This is a genomic window from Variovorax sp. RCC_210, from assembly GCF_041355175.1.
Taxonomy (GTDB): Bacteria; Pseudomonadota; Gammaproteobacteria; order Burkholderiales; family Burkholderiaceae_C; genus Variovorax.
Genome location: NZ_JBFUPJ010000021.1, coordinates 83,766 through 102,525, shown reverse-complemented (window position 1 = coordinate 102,525; position 18,760 = coordinate 83,766). Strand labels below are relative to the sequence as shown.

Here is an 18,760-nt window from a genome sequence, read left to right as displayed (position 1 = left end):
TAAGAACCATGGCGCTGCCGGATATATTTAACTTCTTAAGCAAATCCGGGCCCCGCCTCCATGATCCTCCTCGCCTCCAACGAAAACCCCCTCGGCATGCCCGAGTCGGCCCGCCGCGCGGCGGCCGCGGCGCTCGAGGGCGCCGGCAACTACCCCGACAGCAACGGCACCGCGCTGAAGAAGGCGCTGGCGGCCCGGCTCGACGTGCCGCCCGACTGGCTCACGCTCGGCAGCGGATCGAGCGAGCTGCTCGAGCTCGCGGCGCAGGTGAGCCTGAAGCCGGGCGAGGGCGTCGTCTATTCGCAGTACGGCTTCATCGTCTATGCGCAGGCCACGGCGCACGCCCACGCGCGGGCCACCGTCGTGCCCGCGCGCGAGTTCGGCCACGACCTGGACGCGATGCGCGCCGCCATCGGCGACGACACCCGGCTGGTGTTCGTCGCCAACCCGAACAACCCGACCGGCACCTTCATCGACGCCGCACCGCTGCTGGCCTTCTTGCAGTCGGTGCCCTCGCACGTGACGGTGCTGCTGGACGAGGCCTACACCGAGTACTTGTCGCCCGCGCAGCGATATGACAGCGTCGAATGGGTGCGGCGCCTGCCGAACCTGGTCGTGGCGCGCACCTTCTCCAAGGCCTTCGGCCTGGCGGGGCTGCGCATCGGCTACGGCGTGTCGCAGCCCCCGCTGGCCTTGCGCATGAACGCGCAGCGCCCGCGCTTCAACGTGACGACGCCGGCGCAGGCCGCTGCGGTGGCGGCGCTGGGCGATGCGGACTTTCTGGCGCGCACGTACGCGCTCAACACGGCGGGGCGCGAGCAACTGGCGGCGGGCTTCCAGTCGCTGGGGCTGAGCTTCGTGCCGTCGTCGGGCAACTTCTTGATGGTGCGGGTGGGCGACGCGCAGGCCGTGCACGCACGGCTGCTGGCGGCTGGCATCGAGGTGTCGCTGCTCGGGAACTATGGGCTGCCGGAATGGCTGCGCATCACTGTCGGGTTGCCGGAGCAGAACGAGGCGGTGCTGGCGGCGCTGGGCTGAGCTGTTGTTTGTATTTCTCCCTCCGCTGCCGGGGGAGGGCAGGGGTGGGGGCACGCGGCGGTAAATGGAGCGCCGCGGGCAAGATGAGCGCCGCTTGCCCCCATCCCAGCCTTCCCCCAGAGGGGGAAGGAGCAAGAAAAAGGCGCGCGGTGTTGCGTGTTTCTCCCTCCCCCGCTGGGGGAGGGCAGGGGTGGGGGCACGCGGCAGTCGATGGAGCGCGGCGGGCAAAGCGAGCGCCGCTCGCCCCCATCCCAACCTTCCCCCGGAAGGGGAAGGAGCAAGGCAGCGCCCTCAGACCAGCCCGCCCAGCTCCTTCGCCGCCGCACGCACAGGCTCGATGTACCGCTCGTCATAGCGATGCGTCGGCATCGTCAGCGTCACGGCCGCCGCAAGGCTGCCGTCCGCATGGAACACCGGCGCCGAGATACCCGCCAGCTCGGCCGTTCGATCCCCCACCAGCGCGCAGTAGCCCTGCGCGCGAATGCCGTCGTACAGCGCGCGCTCCTTCGCGCCGCGCGGCAGCCCGGCCGGCGGGCCGAAGGCGATCAGCACCCGCGCGCCCGCGCCCCGGTCGTTGGGCAGCAGGTCGCCCGCGCGCACGTGGTCGCGCACCACGTGCGACGAATCGACCCTGAACTGGCACAGCCGCGCCCAGCCGCCAGCTTGGCCCTGCCCCTGTTCCTGCCGCACGTGGTACGCCGCGCTTTCCCCGGTGGCCGCGGCCAACGCGCGCAGCACCGGCAGCACGATGTGCTCCAGCGACTGCGAGGCGGCGTACAGCCCGTGCAGCCGCGCGATTTCCATGCCCAGCGCGTACCGGCCGTCGTCCTGCCGGCGAATCAGCCGGGCATGTTCCAGCGAAGCCAGCAGGCGCAGCACGGTGCTCTTGTAGAGCTGCGTGCGCTCGGCGAACTGCGCGAGCGACAGCGCCTCGTCGCCCGGCTGGAAGGCCGAGAGCAGGCTGAGCGCGCGGTCGACGGCGGCGGCACCGCCGGGGGCGGCGTTGAGGTCGGAAACCGATTCGGTCTGGGCTTTGCGTGGCATGGCGTGGGGTGGCGGCGTGCCGCGAGCGGTTGCCCGCGGACTTGACAGTGAAAGTCGATCAGCGGTCTAATTCTGTTTAACGGAATTTAGTTCTGTCAGATAGAACTGTCAAGCGATCCACCCATAGATCGCTTCAAGGAGACGAATCCAATGACATCCCCCGACGTCCTCATCAGCGAGGTCGGCCCGCGCGACGGCCTGCAATCGGTCAAGGCCACCATGCCGACCGCCGACAAGCTTCGCTGGATCGACGCGCTCTACGCCGCCGGCGTGCGCGAGATCGAGGTCGCTTCCTTCGTGCCCGCGAAGCTGCTGCCGCAGATGGCCGACGCCGCCGACGTGGTGCGCCACGCCGTCACGCTGCCCGGCCTTGTGGTGATGGCGCTGGTGCCCAATCGCAAGGGCGCGCAGGCCGCGCTCGAGGCGGGCGTGCACAAGCTCACGATGCCGGTGTCTGCCAGCGTGGCGCATTCGCTGGCCAACGTGCGCAAGACACCGACAGAAATGGTCGAGGAGGTGCGCGCCATCGCCGAGCTGCGCCGCGCCATCGCGCCGCAGGTGAAGCTCGAAGCCGGCATTTCCACCGCGTTCGGCTGCACGCTGCAGGGGCTGGTGCCCGAGGACGACGTGATCCGCCTGGCCGCGCAGTGCATCGAAGCGGGCGCCGACGAATCGGGCCTGTCCGACACCGTGGGCTACGCCAACCCCGCGCAGGTGCGCCGCCTGTTCAGGCGCCTGCGCGCCGAGCTCGGCCAACACGCGGGCGCCGCGCACATGCACAACACGCGCGGCCTGGGCATCGCGAACTGCCTGGCCGCGTGGGACGAGGGCGTGCGCACCTTCGACGCCTCGCTCGGCGGGCTCGGCGGCTGCCCCTATGCGCCCGGCGCGTCGGGCAACGCCGTGACCGAAGACCTGGTCTTCATGTTCGAGGCCATGGGCGTGCGCACCGGCATCGACATCCAGAAACTCATCGCGGCGCGCGCGCCGCTCATGGCCGGCCTGCCGGGCGAACCGGTCTACGGCATGACGCCCGAAGCCGGCCTGCCCAAGGGCTTCGTCCAAGGTCTTGCCCAGGAACACACCGCACATGTCTGAAGCCAACACAGCAAACACAGCCAACGCCGCCCGCCCGCTGCCCTACGCCGGCGTGCGCGTCGTCGAGTTCACCCACATGGTCATGGGCCCGACCTGCGGCCTGCTGCTGGCCGACCTGGGCGCTGAGGTGATCAAGGTCGAGCCCATCGAGGGCGACAACACGCGCCGCCTGCTGGGCTCGGGCTCGGGCTTCTTCCCGACCTTCAACCGCAACAAGAAGAGCATCGCGCTCGACCTGAAGCAGCCCGAAGGCGTGGAGGCCGCGCTGCGGCTCATCGCCACGGCCGACATCGTGAGCGAGAACTTCAAGCCCGGCACCATGAAGAAGCTGGGGCTCGACTACGACACGCTCGCCAAGCTCAACCCGCGCCTCATCTACGTGAGCCACAAGGGCTTCCTGCCCGGCCCGTACGACCACCGCACCGCGCTCGACGAGGTGGTGCAGATGATGGGCGGCCTGGCCTACATGACCGGCCGCTCGGGCGACCCGCTGCGCGCGGGCACCAGCGTGAACGACATCATGGGCGGCATGTTCGGCGCCATCGGCGCCATGGCCGCGCTGCGCCAGCGCGAGCTCACGGGCAAGGGCTGCGAGGTGCAGTCGGCGCTGTTCGAGAACAACGTGTTCCTGGTGGCGCAGCACATGATGCAGTTCGCCGCCACCGGCAAGCCCGCCGACCCGATGCCCAGCCGCATCTCGGCCTGGGCCGTGTACGACGTGTTCACGGTGAAAGACGGCGAGCAGATCTTCCTGGCGGCCGTGAGCGACAAGCAGTGGGCCATCTTCTGCAAGGCCTTCGGCCTGGAAGACATGCTGGCCGACCCGCGCCTGAAGACCAACAACGACCGCGTGCGCGCCCGCGAATGGATGATGCCCATCCTGCGCTCGCACCTGGCTGACCACAGCGCGGCCGAGCTCGCGGCGGTGTTCGAGCAGCACGAACTGCCCTTCGCCCCCATCACCAAGCCGCAGGACCTGTTCGACGACCCGCACCTGAACGCCACCGGCGGCCTGGCCCCGGTGCGCATGAACGACGGCAGCATGGCCAAGGTGCCGCTGGCGCCGTTCACGCTGGACGGCGAGCGCCCCGGCATCCGGCTGCAGCCGCCGCACATCGGCGAGCACAGCCGCGAGCTGCTGAAAGAAGTGGGCTACAGCGACGAAGACATCGCTGCGCTCCACACACGACACATCACCTTCGGAGACTGACCCCCATGTATTTGATCAACCGGCGCGCACTGCTCGCCTGCGCCGCGGCCGCGGCATGCCTGAACGCAACCGCCGTCCTGGCCGACACCGCCTGGCCCGACAAGCCCGTGCGCCTGGTCGTGCCCTACACGCCCGGCGGCGCCACCGACATCGTGGCGCGGCTCGTCGCGCAGAAGCTCGCCGACGACACCAAGTGGACCTTCATCGTCGACAACCGCGCGGGCGGCAACGGCAACATCGGCATGGACGTGGTCGCCAAGGCCAAGCCCGACGGCTACACCGTCGGCCTGGGCCAGACCGCCAACCTGGCGATCAACCCGACGCTGTTCCCCAAGATGCCCTACGACGCGCTGAAAGACCTGCTGCCGGTGGCGGTGGTGGCCTCGCAGCCGGTGGTGCTGGTGGTGCGCGCGGACTCGCCCTACAAGTCGCTGGCCGAACTGGTCGCCGCCGCCAAGGCAAAGCCCGGCGAGATCAAGCAGGCGCTCGCGGGCACCGGCACGCTGGGCCACATGGCCGGCGAGGTGCTGGCGCAGCGCGCGGGATTCAAGGTGCTGAACGTGCCGTACAAGGGCGCCGCGCCCGCCATCACCGACCTGCTGGGCGGCCAGACCGACTGCATGTTCGCCACGCCGCAGGGCGCGCTGGCCATGGTGAAGGGCGGCAAGCTGCGCGCGCTGGCCGTCACCTCGGCCAAGCGCCTGCCGGTGATGCCCGACGTGCCGACCGTGGCCGAGAGCTACAAGGGCTTCGAGGCCGTGGACTGGAAGGCGCTGGTCGTGCCGGCCGGCACCAGCCCCGACATCGTGAAGAAGCTGAACGCCGCCGTCGACAAGGCGCTGGCCAAGCCCGCCACCATTTCGCAGCTGCTGGCCGAGGGCAGCACGCCCGTCGGCGGCAGCCCGGAGCAGGCGGCGCAGTACATCAAGGCGGAGCACGCGCGCTGGGGCGCGGCGGTGCGCTCGGCCGGCGTTCGCCCGGAATAAGCCCCAAAGTACCGGGCTGGCGCAAACAGGCGGTGCCTGCCCCCGACGGGCGGACGGATAGAGGACGATGAGGACGATATAGTTTCCGCCCCATGGACCGCTTGAAGCAGCTCGAATCCTTCGTCTCGGTCGCGACCCGGGGCGGGCTCACGGCCGCGGCCAAGGCCGAGGGCGTGGCGCCCGCCATCATGGGCCGCCGGCTCGACGCGCTGGAAGAGCGGCTGGGCGTGAAGCTGCTGGTGCGCACCACGCGGCGCATCACGCTCACGCACGAGGGCAGCGCCTTTCTCGAAGACTGCCAGCGGCTGCTCACCGAGTTCGCCAATGCCGAGGCCAGCGTGAGCGCCGGCGGCGTCAAGGCCAGCGGCCACCTGCGCGTGACCGCGCCGGCCGGCTTCGGCCGCCGCCACGTCGCCCCGCTGGTGCCGCGCTTTCATGCGCTGCACCCGGAGGTCACCATTTCTCTGAACCTGAGCGACCGCGTGGTCGACGTCACCGGCGAAAGCTTCGACTGCGCGGTGCGCGTGGGCGACCTGCCCGACTCTTCGCTGGTGAGCGTTCGGCTGGCCGACAACCGCCGCCGCTGCGTCGCCACGCCGGAGTTCGTGCGGCGCCACGGCAAGCCGAAGCACCCCGGCGAGCTGTCGCGCTTCGCGTGCCTGACGTTGTCGAGCGACGCTTCGCAAACCCGCGGCTGGGCCTTTCGCATCACCACCGGGGGCGGCGCGCAGGAGCTGATTCACCTGCGCCCCAGCGGCCCGCTCGATTGCTCCGACGGCCAGGTGCTGCACGACTGGTGCCTGGCCGGCCACGGCATCGCCTGGCGCAGCACCTGGGAGGTCGAGGCCGAGATCGACGCCGGCCTGCTGGTGCCGCTGCTCGACGAATTCGCCGCGCCGCCCAACGGCATCTACGCCGTGTTCGCGGGCGCCAAGCACCTGCCGCTGCGCGTGCGGCTGTGGCTCGATTTCCTGAAGGCGCAGTACGGCAATCCGGAATTCTGGGGCGGCAGGGCGTAGCTTCGGGGCAACGGCGGCTTCACGGCGGCTTCACGGCGGCACAATCTGTTCTCAATTGCAAACCCCACTGCATTGAGAAGAAAGCCATCGAATGACGCTCGAAGCCATCCTTGCCTATTTGCACATCCTGGCCATCCTCACGATGGTCGTGTTCATCTCCAGCGAAGCGGCCCTGTGCCGCGTGCAGTGGCTCAACGCCGCGGTGGTGGAGCGGCTGGCCAGGCTCGACATGGTCTACGGCATCGCGGCCATCGCGGTGCTGGCCACCGGCATCGCGCGCACGGTGTGGGGCGTGAAGGGCACGGCGTGGTACTGGACCAACCCGCTGCTGCACGTGAAGCTGGGGCTTTTCATCATCGTGGGCGTGCTGTCGATCTTTCCGACGCTCACCTACTTCCGCTGGCGCAAGACGCTGCGCGCCACCGGCAAGCTGCCGGTGGAAGCCGACATCAAGAAGACGCGCCGGCTGGTGATGATGCAGGCGCACATCATCGCGGTGATCCCGCTGGTGGCGGTGTTCTTCGCGCGGGGCTTCGGCAAGTAACGCCCACGCGGCGACTCCATGAAAAAGGCCCGCACGCGGCGGGCCTCTTCGACAGCGCGTCCGGCGCGCCGTGGGCGTGCGGTCAGCCCTTGGCTGCGTCGGCTTCGCACTTCTTCATGAAGCTGTTCTTGGCGGCACCGGCCAGGGCCTTGCCGTTCTTGTCGACCGCCTTGGTGGCGCAGGCGGGAGCGGCGGCGGCCTTGGTGTCCTTCTCGCACTTCTTGATGGAGCTGGCCTTGGCGGCGCCTGCCAGGGGCTTGCCGTTCTTGTCCACGGCCTTGGCGTCGCAGGTGGCGCCGGCAGCGGGTGCCGCCATGGCGGCGGGAGCGGCCGCGGGTGCGGCGGCCTTGTCCTGCGCGAAGGCGCTGAACGAGAGGCAGGCGCCGAGCGCGACGGTGGAGGCGACCAGGGAAAGGAGCTTCTTCATGATGGGATGTGTCCTTGCAAGGTTGGGTGGTGTGACAGGTGCCCCGCCCCGGGGCAGACCACCCTAACGGGTCAAGGCAACAATCGGATGACGATCGTCAACTGAGTCCGGGTTTGCCCCCGGTAAAATTCCCGGATGCTATTGGTCAAACAGGAGCTGCTCGCGGCGCTCGCGAACACGCTCGAATCCCTCTCGCCCGGCGCTGGCTCCAAAGCCGCGTTCGAGTCGCCCAAGGTGGCTGCCCATGGCGATTTCGCCAGCACGGCCGCCATGCAGCTCGCCAAACCGTTGGGCCAGAAGCCCCGCGATCTGGCCGAGCGCCTGAGCACCGCGCTGCTCACCACCCCCGCTTTTTCCCAATGGGTCGAAGCCATCGAGATCGCCGGCCCCGGCTTTCTCAACATCCGCCTGAAGACCTCTGCCAAGCAGCAGATCGTGCGCGAGGTGCTGTCGGCGGGCGCGGGCTTCGGCCAGCAGCCGGCCACGGGCGAGAAGGTGCTGGTGGAGTTTGTCTCGGCCAACCCGACCGGCCCGCTGCACGTGGGCCACGGCCGCCAGGCGGCGCTGGGCGACGCCATCTGCAACCTGCGCGCCTCGCAGGGCGAGAGCGTGTGGCGCGAGTACTACTACAACGACGCCGGCGTGCAGATCCAGACGCTGGCCAACAGCACGCAGCTGCGCGCGCGCGGCTTCAAGCCCGGCGACGCCGAATGGCCCAGCGGCGAGAAGGCGCCCGCGTACAACGGCGACTACATCGCCGAGATCGCGGCCGATTTCAAGGCGAAGAAGACGGTCAAGTCCGAAGACCGCGAAGTCACCGGCAGCGGCGACATCGAGGACCTGGACGCCATCCGCGAGTTCGCCGTGGCCTACCTGCGCCGCGAGCAGGATCTCGACCTGCAGGCCTTCCGCGTGCGCTTCGACCAGTACTACCTGGAGTCCAGCCTGTACACCAGCGGGCGCGTCGAGGCCGCCGTCGCGAAGCTGGTGGCCGCCGGCAAGACCTACGAGCAGGACGGCGCGCTGTGGCTGCGCTCGACCGACTACGGCGACGACAAGGACCGCGTGATGAAGAAGCAGGACGGTACGTACACGTACTTCGTGCCTGACGTCGCGTACCACATCGCCAAGTGGGAGCGCGGCTTCCACAAGGTCATCAACATCCAGGGCACCGACCACCACGGCACCATCGCGCGCGTGCGGGCCGGCCTGCAGGCGGCGGGCGAAGGCATTCCCGAGGGCTATCCCGACTACGTGCTGCACACCATGGTGCGCGTGATGAAGGGCGGCGAAGAGGTCAAGATCAGCAAGCGCGCGGGCAGCTACGTCACGCTGCGCGACCTGATCGAGTGGACCAGCACCGACGCCGTGCGCTTCTTCCTGCTCAGCCGCAAGCCCGACACCGAGTACACCTTCGACGTCGACCTGGCCGTCGCGAAGAACAACGACAACCCGGTGTACTACGTGCAGTACGCGCATGCGCGCATCTGCTCGGTGCTGGCCGGCTGGGGCGGCGACGCGGCCACGCTGAAGGGCGTGGACCTGTCGCCGCTGGAAAGCCCGGCCGCCCAGGCGCTGATGCTGCTGCTGGCCAAGTACCCGGCCATGCTCACCGCCGCGGCCAAGGATTTCGCGCCGCACGACGTCACTTTCTACCTGCGCGAACTGGCCGCCAGCTACCACAGCTACTACGACGCCGAGCGCATCCTGGTGGACGACGAGAAGGTCAAGCTGGCCCGCCTGGCGCTGGTCGCCGCGACCGCGCAGGTGCTGCACAATGGCCTCGCGATTCTCGGCGTCAGTGCGCCGAGCAAGATGTGAACCTCACCATGAAGAAGACAACCAGACAACGCGGCAACATCGTCATCGGCCTGATCATCGGGCTGGTGCTCGGCCTGGGCGTCGCGCTGGGCATCGCGGTCTACGTGACCAAGGTGCCGATCCCGTTCGTGACCAAGACCCAGAAGGGCGGCGCCGAGCAGGACGAGGCCGAAGCCCGCAAGAACCGCGACTGGGACCCGAACGCGCCCCTGGCCGGCAAGGCCGGAGCCGCCAGGCCCGCGCCGGCCGCCACCGGCCCGGTCAACCCCGTGACCGGCGAGCCGGCCACCGCCGCCGTGGCGCCCGGCACCCCGCCGCCCACGACCGCGCCGCCGGTGCCCGTGGTGGTCGCGCCCAAGCCGACGCGCGCGGCCCCGGTGCCGGCCGAAGCCAATGCGCTGCCGCCGTCGAACGATCCGCTGGGCGACCTGGCCCGGGCACGCTCGGGCAGCGTGACCACCGCCTCGGCCGCACCGAGCAGCGGCGGCAACAACAGCGCAGCGGCGGCCTCCACCTCCGGCGCCGATCCGTTCATGTACTTCGTGCAGGCCGGCGCCTTCCGCACCACCGACGACGCCGAGGCGCAGCGCGCCAAGCTGTCGCTGATGGGCGTGGAAGCGAAGGTCACCGAGCGCGAGCAGGCGGGCCGCACCGTCTACCGCGTGCGCGCCGGCCCGTTCAACAAGAAGGACGACGCCGACCGCCTGAAGGACCGCCTGGACGGCGGCGGCATGGAGTCGGCGCTGGTGCGCGTGCAGCGCTGACACGCTGACACGCTGACACGATTCGCCCTTAAGCTTCGCGCAGCGGCGCGTTTGCCGCCACCATTCACGGCCCCGGGCGCGCCGGCGGCAGGGGAACTCCCCGCCGCGCGCCGGCTCAGTACTGCCGTACCAACTGGAGAACCCTTTCAATGAAACGTCGTGACTTTTCGCTCGCCGCCACTTCGCTCGGGCTGCTGTCCCTGGCCGCCAACCCGGCTCACGCCCAGGCGCGCGCGCCCAAGGCCGGCACCGAGTACCTGGTGCTCGACAAGCGCGCACCGGTCGACGCACCGGCCGGCAAGATCGAGGTGGTCGAGTTCTTCTCGTACAACTGCCCGCATTGCAACGACTTCGAGCCGTCGCTCGAAGCCTGGGTGAAGACGCTGCCGAAGGAAGTCGCCTTCCGCCGCATTCCGGTGCCGTTCGTGGGCAACGACGTGGAAGCCAAGCAGCGCCTGTACTACGCGCTCGAAGCCATGGGCAAGGTCGACGAGTACCAACCGAAGGTGTTCAACGCCATCCATGCCCAGCGCCAGAACGTGAACGGCGACGCCAACATCATTGCCTGGGCCACGGCCAACGGCCTGGACGGCGCCAAGTTCAAGGAAACCTTCACCTCCTTCGGCGTGGCCAGCAAGGCCAAGCGCGCCTCGCAGATGACCGACGCCTACAAGGTGGCCGGCGTGCCCGCGATGGCCGTGGCCGGGCGCTGGTATGTGGATGGCGAGACCGCCGGTAACATGACCAAGGTCCTCCAGGTGGTGAACTACCTGATCGGCGAAGCCAAGAAGGGCTGAGCCCGGGGCTGCGCCCGGTTTCCGGCGCAGTCTTTCTCCCTTTTTGCAAGGGAAACATGGCCCGCTTCGGCGGGCTTTTTCATCTGTGCGTGCGGGGCTGACGCAATCAGCCGCATACAATGCCGAGCAAGTTTCGTGCCTCTATGACATTGCATTCTTACCCCACCACTCCCCTCCTGCATCGCCTGGGCAGCCTCGCCCGCCTGGCCGCCGCCGCATTCCTGCTGGCCGGCTTCGCCTCGGGCGCCGTGGCGGAAACCGCCGACCGCACCAAGCCGATGAACATCGAGTCGGACGCCATGCGCTACGACGACCTCAAGCAGACGAGCGTGTTCACCGGCAACGTGCTGGTGACCAAGGGCACGATCATCATCCGAGGTGCGCGCATGGACGTGCGCCAGGACGCCGAGGGCTACCAGTACGGCGTGGTCACCGCGGCCCCGGGCAAGCGCGCTTACTACAAGCAGAAGCGCAACGCGCCCGACGAGTGGATCGAGGGCGAGTCGGAAGTCATCGAGTACGACAGCCGCGCCGACAACGTCAAGTTCATCCGCAACGCCGTCATGCGCCGCCTGCTGGGCGCCACGCCGAACGACGAGAGCCAGGGCGCGCTGATCGTCTACGACCAGAGCAACGACACCTACACCGTCAACGGTTCCACCGTGCCGGCGAACACCGCCGTCAACGCGTCCACCCCGGGCGGGCGCGTGAAGACCATCCTCACGCCCAAGGCCGCGACCGCGCCCGGCGCCGCGGCCCCCGGCGCTCCCGCCGGTGCCAAGGCGGCGCCGCCGGCACCCACCCCGGCGCCCGGCAAGGGCCTGCGCCCGAGCACCACGCTCAGCGACGACGGAGAAACCCGCAAGTGATCGAAACCGCTGGAACGCAGGACGCCAACGGCACCCCGGGCAGCCGCCTGGTCGCGCGCGGCCTGAAGAAGAGCTACGGCAGCCGCACGGTCGTGAAGGACGTCTCGCTCGACGTGCAGAAGGGCGAAGTCGTCGGGCTGCTCGGGCCCAACGGCGCGGGCAAGACCACCTCGTTCTACATGATCGTCGGGCTGGTGCGCGCCGACGCCGGCGACATCACCATCGACGGCGAGCCCATCGCCCACATGCCCATTCACCGGCGCGCCCGCATGGGCCTGAGCTATCTGCCGCAGGAAGCCTCGATCTTCCGCAAGCTCACGGTCGAGGAAAACGTGCGCGCCGTGCTCGAGCTGCAGCAGGAGCCCGATGCCAGCGGCAAGCTGGCGCCGCTGTCCAAGGCGCACATCGAGGAGCGCCTGTCCGAGCTGCTGGCCGACCTGCGGGTGGACCACCTGCGCGATTCGCCCGCGCTCGCGCTGTCCGGCGGCGAGCGCCGCCGGGTGGAAATTGCCCGCGCGCTGGCCACGCAGCCCCGCTTCATCCTGCTGGACGAGCCCTTTGCCGGCATCGACCCGATCGCGGTGATCGAGATCCAGCGGATCATCAGTTTCCTGAAGGAACGTGGCATCGGCGTGCTCATCACCGACCACAACGTGCGTGAGACGCTGGGCATCTGCGACCACGCGTTCATCATCAGCGACGGGCATGTGCTGGCACAAGGCACGCCTTCGGAGATCGTCGACAACGCCGAGGTACGACGCGTGTACCTGGGCGAGCACTTCCGGATGTAAGGGCGGGTGGGCTCTCCATGAAGCAAGGGCTGTCCCTTCGCGTCTCGCAGCATCTGGCATTGACGCCACAGCTGCAGCAGTCGATTCGGCTGCTGCAGCTCTCCACGCTCGAACTGAGCCAGGAGGTGGAGCAGATGCTGGACGAGAACCCGTTCCTCGAACGCACCGCGGAAGAGGCCGCGCGCGAGGAGTTCGGGCTCGACACGGCCGACGCGCCGGTGCCGCGCGACGACGGCGACGGCGGCAGCGGTGATGGAGGTGACGGCGAAAGCGATTTCTCCGCGCCCACCGCCAGCAGCAGCACCGCGTCCACCGAGAGCACCACCAGCACCGCCGAGTCCGACGGCCCCGCCACCGAGATCACCGAGCGCGAGCCCGACTGGGAAGGCGACGGCACCGTCGACATGGCGCCCGACGACAGCGAGTGGGGCAGCGACGCCCCCGCGCGCCAGAACAACCTGGGCGACGACGAGCGCGCCGACGCCACCGAGCTCGCGCGCAGCCAGGAGTCGCTGCAGTCCTTCCTGCACCGCCAGGTGCTCAGCCTGCGCCTGGGCGAGAACGACCACGCCGCGCTGCGCTTCCTGATCGAGTCGCTCAACGACGACGGCTACCTCGAGGACTCGCTGCCCGCGCTCGCCTCGGGCCTGGCCGGCGACGACAACGACCAGTTCGACGACCTGGTGCACCACTTCCAAGTGGCGCTGGGCCTGCTGCAGAGCCTGGAGCCCGCCGGCGTCGGCGCGCGCGACTTGGGCGAATGCCTGAGCATCCAGCTGCGCGGCATGGCCAGCGAGGACGAGACCGAAGAAGAAGCGCTGGTGCGCAAGACCGCCATCGCCATCTGCAAGCAGCCCATGGAGCTGCTCGCGCGGCGCGACTTCAAGCGCCTGGCCACGCTCACGCGCACCAACGAAGACCTGGTGCGCTCGGCGCTGCAGGTCATCGCGCGGCTGGAGCCCAAGCCGGGGCGGCGCTTTGTCGACGTCGAGCGCAACATCGTCATTCCCGACGTGATCGTCACCAAGACCGGGCGCGGCACCAACGTCAAGTTCCGCGTCATGCTCAACCCCGAGGTCATGCCGCGGCTGCGCGTGCACGACATCTACGCCGGCGCGCTCAAGGCGCACAAGGGCGAGGGCAGCCAGGCGCTGTCGCAGCGGCTGCAGGAGGCGCGATGGTTCATCAAGAACATCCAGCAGCGCTTCGACACCATCCTGCGCGTGAGCAACGCCATCGTGGAGCGGCAGAAGAGCTACTTCGTGCACGGCGAGCTGGCCATGCGCCCGCTGGTGCTGCGCGAAATTGCCGACGAGCTGGGCCTGCACGAGTCGACCATCTCGCGCGTGACCACGGCCAAGTACATGTCCACGCCGTTCGGCACGGTCGAGCTGAAGTACTTCTTCGGCTCGGCGCTGGGCACCGAGACCGGCGGCAACGCGTCGAGCACCGCGGTGCGCGCGCTCATCAAGCAGTTCGTGAGCTCCGAGAGCATCAAGAAGCCGCTGTCGGACAGCCAGATTTCCGAGATGCTGAAAGAGCAGGGCATCGAGTGCGCGCGCCGCACCGTGGCCAAGTACCGCGAGGCGCTGCGCATCGCGCCCGCCAACCTGCGCAAGGCCCTGTAGAAAGCCGGCGATGCACCGTTTCCCCATGCCGCCGATATCGCCGATGCTGCCGATGTCGCGCTGGGGGCTCCGGTGGTTCGCCATGGTGGCGGCGCTGTTCGTGCTGCTGTCCACCGGTTGCGCCACCTTGCCCGACGAGGCGCCGCGCCCGCCGGTGAAGGCCGTGCCCGTCTCGGGCGACACCGCGCTCGGCAAGATCGCGCTGGCCGCCCAGCCCGACCCCGACCTGAGCGGCTTTCGCCTGATGCCCGGCGGCGACTTCGCCTTCGACACCCGCATCCAGCTCGCGCGCCGCGCCCAGCGCACGCTCGACGTGCAGTACTACCAGATCGAGAACGACGAGACCGGCCGCTACCTGCTGCGCACCCTGCGCGACGCCGCCCTGCGCGGCGTGCGCGTGCGCCTGCTGATGGACGACCTGTACACCTCGGGCGAAGACGAGCTGCTGCTGGCCTTTGCCGCCACGCCCAACGTCGAGCTGCGCCTGTTCAACCCGTTCCCGGCCGGGCGCGGCAGCATCCTGAAGCGCTTCACGGCCTCGCTGTTCGACTTCAGCCGCGTCAACCGCCGCATGCACAACAAGCTGTTCATCGCCGACGGCGCGATGGCGGTGGCGGGCGGGCGCAACATCGGCAACCAGTACTTCCGGCGCACGGCGGGCGAGAACTTTCTCGATCTCGACACCTTCGTGACCGGCGCGCTGATCCCGCGGCTGGGCAGCCTGTTCGACCAGTACTGGAACAGCGTCTATGTGCGGCCCATCGGCGCGGTGGTCGCCACCGACGTGCCGCGCGACGAGCTGCAGCGCCGCTTCGAGGCCGCCACCGGCCCCGACACCACGCCGCCCCCGCCGCCGCCCGCGCCCAACGACCTGCTGGGCTACAGCCCCATGGCCGACGACCTGAACACCGGCAAGCTCAACCTCATCTGGAACCTGGCCGAGGCCTATGCCGACTCGCCCGACCGCGTGATCGGCAAGACCGCTTCGTACGGCGGCGTGCCGCTGCTGGACGTGGACAGCGTGCGCTACAACGTGGTCGAGCAGATGCGCCGCGCGCGCTCCGAGGTGACCATCGTCTCGCCGTACCTGATTCCGGGCGCCACCGGGCTGGAGGTGATGCGCGAGATTCGCCGGCGCGACGTGAAGATCAGCGTGGTCACCAATTCGCTGGCCGCCACCGACGAGCCGCTGGTGCACACCGCCTACCGGCGCTATCGCGGCGACATGCTCAAGCTGGGCGCCGACCTGTACGAGCTGAGCTCCAGCCGCACCCGGCGCAGCGTGCGGCTGGGCCTGTTCGGTACCTCGGTGGGGCGGCTGCACGCCAAGTCGGCCGTGATCGACCGGCGCACGCTGTTCGTGGGGTCGATGAATTTCGACCCGCGCTCCGAGTCGGCCAACACCGAGATCGGGCTGATCATCCACAGCCCCGAGATGGCGCAGCAGATGCTCAAGCTGCTCGACCTGCTCAAGCAGCAGGGCGCCTACAGGCTGCGCTTTGCCGAAGGCAGCAACCAGTCGCGCATCGAATGGACCAGCGACGACGCCGGCAAGCTCACCGTGCTGACCGAGGAGCCCGACTCGGGCCTGGGACCGCACCATGCTCGAGATACTGGCGCCGCTGACGCCGGAGAGCCTGCTGTAGCAGCGGCTCCACCCAAGTTCATGCGCGTTCAGGCGAGTTCAGCGTTCAGTCCCGCACCGCCGACCAGACCAGCCGCAGGCCCAGCAGCCCCATCACGCCGCCGGCGGCGCGGTCGATCCAGAGCTTGTAGCGCAGGTAGGCCGAGCGCGGCGCCGCCGAAGACAGCGCCAGCGCCACCACCGTGTACCAGCCGGTCTCGATGCAGAAGATGACCGCCGGCACGGTCAGCGCCAGCACCAGCGGCACGTCGTGCGGCAGGAAGGCCGCGAAGATGCTGGCGTAGACCACCGCGGTCTTCGGGTTGCTGACCTGGGTGGCCAGGCCGAGCAGGAATGTCTTGCGCGCCCGGCCGCCGCCGCCGGTCGCACTCCGCTGCGCATTCGCGGAGGTACCCGCCTCGGCCAGGGCCAGCGGCTGCCGCGCGCCACGCCAGATGCGCACGCCCAGATACACCAGGTAAGCGCCGCCGAAGCCTTTGATGGCCAGGTACAGCGCCGGCACCGCCAGGAAGGCCGCCTGCAAGCCGGCCAGCGCGGCAATCGCGAACACCAGCCCGCCCGCGCCCATGCCCAGCGCAGCCGCCAGCCCGTCGGTGCGGGAGGCCACGGCCGTGCGCGCGACCATCACGAAGCTGGGGCCGGGGCTCATCGCGCCCAGGGCCATGGCGCCGGCAATGCCGAGCAGGGAAAGCGTGTTGTTCATTGGTTTTTTCGGGCTGCGCTTGGTTACGAATGAGCGAACAACGTGCACAAATGCACGTTCATCGCGGCTTGGAAGTTAAACTTTAAGTAGTACTTCGGTAACTTTTGGATTACATTTTGATGACCGGAGTTACTACCATGCAAAAAATGAAAAACCTCATTCTTCTGGCCGCCTGGGCAGTGGTGCTGGCGTTTTTGCTGAGTTTCTTCTACTGGAGCGACGCCCCGCTGGCCGAGCAGCTGCTGTTCGGCGCGCTCATGACCGTGGCCACCGGCGCCTGGATGCTGGTGCTGCTGAACCTGCCGCGCGCCTTCCTCGCCACCCGCAACCTGCTGAAGGTGCCCAAGGAAGACGACCGCAAGCGCCTGGGCTCCGGCATCTAGGGTCGCCTCAAGGCGTCGGCCGCGTCCAGCGGCCGGGGCCTCTCAGGGCTGTGCGTTCAGGTTCACCGCTTCCACCTGCACCAGCAGCTTCACCTTGTTCTCGAAGCCGAAGTTCAGGCCCCAGGTAATCCCCCAGTCGCTGCGCTCCACCGTGGTCTCGAAGTCGCCGCCGCAGACCTGGCGGTTGATCAGCGGGCTGAGGTAGCAGTTGAAGCGCGCGGCCTTCAGCGTCACCGGCCGGCTCTGGCCCATCAGCGTGAGCGTGCCGGGCACGTCGGCCACCTTGTCGCCGGTGAAATCGATGCGATCGGCCACGAAGCGGGCGGTCGGAAACTCCGCCACGTTGAAGAAATCCTTGCTCTGCACGTGCCGGTTGAGCAGGTCGACGCCCGTGTTGATGGAGCTGATGTCCATGGTGATGTCCACCGCGCCGCTGGTGCCGGTGCCGTCGATCTTCACCGTGCCGTCCTTGGTGCTGAAGCGCCCGCGGTTGGTGGTGGTGCCGTAGTGGCCCATCTCGTACATCACGAAGGTGTGGGTCGGGTCGACCACGTAGCTGGCGTTCTTCACCGGGCCGCCGGCGGGTTTGACGGCGATGGGCGGGGCCGTGTAGTCCTGCGCCAGGGCAGGAGTGCCGGCGAAGGCCGCGGCCGAGAGCGCCGTAACGAAGAAGAGCTTGTTCATGGCGTGGGGTAGGGGGGACATGTGAGACATGTGAGACAAGCGGGATGACATGTGGGGAGCACGGGCGCGAGCGGTGGCTTCAAAGGGGCCCGAAGCCCGCGAGCGTGAACTTGAACTTCACCTGCACGTCGTTGCCGACCATCGAGGTGTCCGTCCATTCGCCGTCGCCCACCTTGAAGTCGAGCCGCTGGATCGTAAAGCTTCCGGTGGCCACCGCGTAGCCGCCCGTGGTCGCGATGCTGACAGGCACCGTCACCGGCTTGGCCGTGCCCTTGAGCGTGAGCTTGCCCGTCATTTCGAAGCGCCCGTCGCCCAGCGCCTTGATGCCGTTCGACTGGAAGCTCGCCTGCGGAAAGTGCGTGGCGTCGAACCAGGGCGCCTTGGGCAGCTCGGCGTCGCTCATCGGAATGCCGAAGCCGGCGCTGGCCGTGTCGATCTGCAGCGCCACGCTGCCGCCTTCGGGCTTTCGCGGGTCGAAGGCGACCTGGGCGTCGAACTTCTTGAACGCACCCTCCACCGGCACGCCCATCTGCTTGGTGACGAACACGATCTGGCTCTTGTCGGGCACCAGCCGGGTGGCCGCGGGCTCGGCCAGTGAGAGCGCGGGCAGGGCCGCGGCAAAGGCCAGCGCCGTCGAAAGCAGCGCGGGCCGCAGGCGGAAAAAGCATGGGTTCATCGGTCGGATTCCTTGCGTGGCGCGGGCCACATGCGTTGCATCAGCCCGTCGCGGTCGATCCAGTGGTGCTTGCACACGGCGGCCACGTGCAGCAGCGTGACGCCGGCCAGCGCGAAGGCGCAGTACTTGTGCAGCGGCTGCAGCGCGGCTTCGGCGAACACATGGTCCACCGGCATGAAGTCGGGCAGCGCCAGCACGCCGAACCATGCCACCGGCATGCCCATGGCCGAGCTGTAGGCCCAGCCCGAAATGGGCACCGCGAAGAACAGCAGGTACATCAGCGTGTGGCTCACCCGGTAGCTCGCCAGCTGCAGGCGCGACATGCCGGGCGGCAGCGCGGGCGGCCGATGCCCGGCACGCCACAGCAGCCGCAGCGCCGACAGCGCCAGGATGGTGACGCCGGCCCACTTGTGCCAGCTGTACATCTTCAGCCGCAGCGGCGAGAAGGGCAGCCCCGTCATGAAGAGCCCGACGCCGAGCGAGCCGATGATGAGCGCCGCGAGCAGCCAGTGCAGTGCGATGGCAAAGCCGTCGTAGCGCGGGGCACGCACGAGGGGGTCCAGGGGAAGAGAGGGGGTGTCGGCGGACATCGGGAGCAGGGTCGGCGGCAGCGCCGGGGGCCTGTGCGCGGAG

18 protein-coding genes and 2 pseudogenes are annotated in these 18,760 nt (G+C 69.0%); 14 read left to right on the top strand and 6 right to left on the bottom strand.

Annotated features, from left to right (window positions below):
• Positions 1–54: 54 nt before the first annotated feature.
• Positions 55–1,038 (top strand): annotated as a pseudogene (hisC, locus tag AB6807_RS36325) (histidinol-phosphate transaminase); the annotation flags it as partial.
• Between the two features lie 291 nt (positions 1,039–1,329).
• On the opposite strand, the gene AB6807_RS36320 reads toward hisC, so the two are convergent.
• Positions 1,330–2,082: an IclR family transcriptional regulator gene (locus AB6807_RS36320; protein ID WP_371088365.1), complete on the bottom strand. Its 753-nt coding sequence runs from the start codon at positions 2,080–2,082 to the stop codon at positions 1,330–1,332.
• Positions 2,083–2,232: 150 nt separating this feature from the next.
• On the opposite strand from AB6807_RS36320, the gene AB6807_RS36315 reads away from it, so the two are divergent.
• The 5 genes from AB6807_RS36315 (at position 2,233) to AB6807_RS36295 (ending at position 6,939) form a co-directional block, all read left to right on the top strand.
• Positions 2,233–3,180 carry a hydroxymethylglutaryl-CoA lyase gene (locus AB6807_RS36315; protein ID WP_286517141.1) on the top strand — a complete coding sequence of 316 codons (948 nt, stop codon included), beginning with the start codon at positions 2,233–2,235 and terminating at the stop codon, positions 3,178–3,180.
• Positions 3,173–4,390, top strand: coding sequence for a CaiB/BaiF CoA transferase family protein (locus tag AB6807_RS36310; RefSeq protein ID WP_371088364.1), 1,218 nt, complete (start codon positions 3,173–3,175; stop codon positions 4,388–4,390). Before AB6807_RS36315 ends, AB6807_RS36310 begins: the two co-directional genes overlap by 8 nt.
• A gap of 5 nt (positions 4,391–4,395) precedes the next feature.
• Positions 4,396–5,376, top strand: coding sequence for a tripartite tricarboxylate transporter substrate binding protein (locus AB6807_RS36305; protein WP_116912420.1), 981 nt, complete (start codon positions 4,396–4,398; stop codon positions 5,374–5,376).
• 92 nt (positions 5,377–5,468) lie between these two features.
• A complete protein-coding gene (locus AB6807_RS36300) occupies positions 5,469–6,395 on the top strand; it encodes a LysR family transcriptional regulator (RefSeq protein WP_371088363.1) in 927 nt (308 codons plus the stop codon).
• Positions 6,396–6,486: 91 nt separating this feature from the next.
• The gene (locus AB6807_RS36295; protein ID WP_116912418.1) at positions 6,487–6,939 is read left to right on the top strand and encodes a DUF2214 family protein; all 453 of its coding nucleotides are present in this window, start codon (positions 6,487–6,489) and stop codon (positions 6,937–6,939) included.
• 82 nt (positions 6,940–7,021) lie between these two features.
• On the opposite strand, the gene AB6807_RS36290 is transcribed toward AB6807_RS36295, so the two are convergent.
• Positions 7,022–7,366, bottom strand: coding sequence for a hypothetical protein (locus tag AB6807_RS36290; protein ID WP_116912417.1), 345 nt, complete (start codon positions 7,364–7,366; stop codon positions 7,022–7,024).
• 135 nt (positions 7,367–7,501) lie between these two features.
• On the opposite strand from AB6807_RS36290, the gene argS reads away from it, so the two are divergent.
• The 7 genes and pseudogenes from argS to AB6807_RS36255 all read left to right on the top strand — a co-directional run bounded on the left by argS (position 7,502) and on the right by AB6807_RS36255 (position 15,682).
• A complete protein-coding gene (gene argS / locus AB6807_RS36285) occupies positions 7,502–9,187 on the top strand; it encodes an arginine--tRNA ligase (RefSeq protein WP_371088362.1) in 1,686 nt (561 codons plus the stop codon).
• Between the two features lie 8 nt (positions 9,188–9,195).
• A complete protein-coding gene (locus AB6807_RS36280; RefSeq protein WP_371088361.1) occupies positions 9,196–9,951 on the top strand; it encodes an SPOR domain-containing protein in 756 nt (251 codons plus the stop codon).
• 149 nt (positions 9,952–10,100) lie between these two features.
• Positions 10,101–10,748 carry a thiol:disulfide interchange protein DsbA/DsbL gene (locus tag AB6807_RS36275; RefSeq protein ID WP_116912415.1) on the top strand — a complete coding sequence of 216 codons (648 nt, stop codon included), beginning with the start codon at positions 10,101–10,103 and terminating at the stop codon, positions 10,746–10,748.
• Between the two features lie 143 nt (positions 10,749–10,891).
• Positions 10,892–11,617, top strand: a complete 726-nt coding sequence (lptA, locus tag AB6807_RS36270) for a lipopolysaccharide transport periplasmic protein LptA (RefSeq protein ID WP_371088360.1) — start codon at positions 10,892–10,894, stop codon at positions 11,615–11,617.
• Entirely contained in the window at positions 11,614–12,408 is a 795-nt protein-coding gene (lptB, locus tag AB6807_RS36265) for an LPS export ABC transporter ATP-binding protein (protein WP_116912413.1), read from the top strand. Before lptA ends, lptB begins: the two co-directional genes overlap by 4 nt.
• A gap of 17 nt (positions 12,409–12,425) precedes the next feature.
• Positions 12,426–14,036 (top strand): RNA polymerase factor sigma-54, encoded by a 1,611-nt coding sequence (gene rpoN / locus AB6807_RS36260; RefSeq protein WP_371088359.1) that lies wholly within the window; start codon positions 12,426–12,428, stop codon positions 14,034–14,036.
• Positions 14,037–14,079: 43 nt separating this feature from the next.
• Positions 14,080–15,682, top strand: a pseudogene (locus AB6807_RS36255) (phospholipase D family protein).
• A gap of 45 nt (positions 15,683–15,727) precedes the next feature.
• Here the strand turns inward: AB6807_RS36255 and AB6807_RS36250 are convergent.
• Positions 15,728–16,384, bottom strand: coding sequence for a LysE family translocator (locus AB6807_RS36250; RefSeq protein WP_371088358.1), 657 nt, complete (start codon positions 16,382–16,384; stop codon positions 15,728–15,730).
• A gap of 137 nt (positions 16,385–16,521) precedes the next feature.
• On the opposite strand from AB6807_RS36250, the gene AB6807_RS36245 reads away from it, so the two are divergent.
• Entirely contained in the window at positions 16,522–16,767 is a 246-nt protein-coding gene (locus AB6807_RS36245) for a hypothetical protein (protein WP_132748990.1), read from the top strand.
• 42 nt (positions 16,768–16,809) lie between these two features.
• Here AB6807_RS36245 and AB6807_RS36240 read toward each other — a convergent pair whose 3' ends face one another.
• From AB6807_RS36240 to AB6807_RS36230, 3 genes are all read right to left on the bottom strand, one after another.
• Complete coding sequence (locus AB6807_RS36240; RefSeq protein ID WP_371088357.1) at positions 16,810–17,451, bottom strand: YceI family protein; 642 nt, start codon at positions 17,449–17,451, stop codon at positions 16,810–16,812.
• Positions 17,452–17,530: 79 nt separating this feature from the next.
• Complete coding sequence (locus AB6807_RS36235; RefSeq protein WP_371088356.1) at positions 17,531–18,127, bottom strand: YceI family protein; 597 nt, start codon at positions 18,125–18,127, stop codon at positions 17,531–17,533.
• Positions 18,124–18,717 carry a cytochrome b gene (locus tag AB6807_RS36230; RefSeq protein WP_371088355.1) on the bottom strand — a complete coding sequence of 198 codons (594 nt, stop codon included), beginning with the start codon at positions 18,715–18,717 and terminating at the stop codon, positions 18,124–18,126. Before AB6807_RS36230 ends, AB6807_RS36235 begins: the two co-directional genes overlap by 4 nt.
• Positions 18,718–18,760: the final 43 nt, after the last annotated feature.

Coding starts and splice junctions, on each gene's coding strand:
- AB6807_RS36300 (WP_371088363.1), top strand. CDS start 5,469: ATGGACCGCTTGAAGCAGCTCGAATCCTTCGTCTCGGTCGCGACCCGG.
- AB6807_RS36235 (WP_371088356.1), bottom strand. CDS start 18,127: ATGAACCCATGCTTTTTCCGCCTGCGGCCCGCGCTGCTTTCGACGGCG.
- AB6807_RS36250 (WP_371088358.1), bottom strand. CDS start 16,384: ATGAACAACACGCTTTCCCTGCTCGGCATTGCCGGCGCCATGGCCCTG.
- lptA (WP_371088360.1), top strand. CDS start 10,892: ATGACATTGCATTCTTACCCCACCACTCCCCTCCTGCATCGCCTGGGC.
- AB6807_RS36275 (WP_116912415.1), top strand. CDS start 10,101: ATGAAACGTCGTGACTTTTCGCTCGCCGCCACTTCGCTCGGGCTGCTG.
- AB6807_RS36295 (WP_116912418.1), top strand. CDS start 6,487: ATGACGCTCGAAGCCATCCTTGCCTATTTGCACATCCTGGCCATCCTC.
- AB6807_RS36240 (WP_371088357.1), bottom strand. CDS start 17,451: ATGAACAAGCTCTTCTTCGTTACGGCGCTCTCGGCCGCGGCCTTCGCC.
- AB6807_RS36310 (WP_371088364.1), top strand. CDS start 3,173: ATGTCTGAAGCCAACACAGCAAACACAGCCAACGCCGCCCGCCCGCTG.
- rpoN (WP_371088359.1), top strand. CDS start 12,426: ATGAAGCAAGGGCTGTCCCTTCGCGTCTCGCAGCATCTGGCATTGACG.
- AB6807_RS36290 (WP_116912417.1), bottom strand. CDS start 7,366: ATGAAGAAGCTCCTTTCCCTGGTCGCCTCCACCGTCGCGCTCGGCGCC.
- AB6807_RS36245 (WP_132748990.1), top strand. CDS start 16,522: ATGCAAAAAATGAAAAACCTCATTCTTCTGGCCGCCTGGGCAGTGGTG.
- AB6807_RS36280 (WP_371088361.1), top strand. CDS start 9,196: ATGAAGAAGACAACCAGACAACGCGGCAACATCGTCATCGGCCTGATC.
- AB6807_RS36305 (WP_116912420.1), top strand. CDS start 4,396: ATGTATTTGATCAACCGGCGCGCACTGCTCGCCTGCGCCGCGGCCGCG.
- argS (WP_371088362.1), top strand. CDS start 7,502: ATGCTATTGGTCAAACAGGAGCTGCTCGCGGCGCTCGCGAACACGCTC.
- AB6807_RS36315 (WP_286517141.1), top strand. CDS start 2,233: ATGACATCCCCCGACGTCCTCATCAGCGAGGTCGGCCCGCGCGACGGC.
- AB6807_RS36230 (WP_371088355.1), bottom strand. CDS start 18,717: ATGTCCGCCGACACCCCCTCTCTTCCCCTGGACCCCCTCGTGCGTGCC.
- AB6807_RS36320 (WP_371088365.1), bottom strand. CDS start 2,082: ATGCCACGCAAAGCCCAGACCGAATCGGTTTCCGACCTCAACGCCGCC.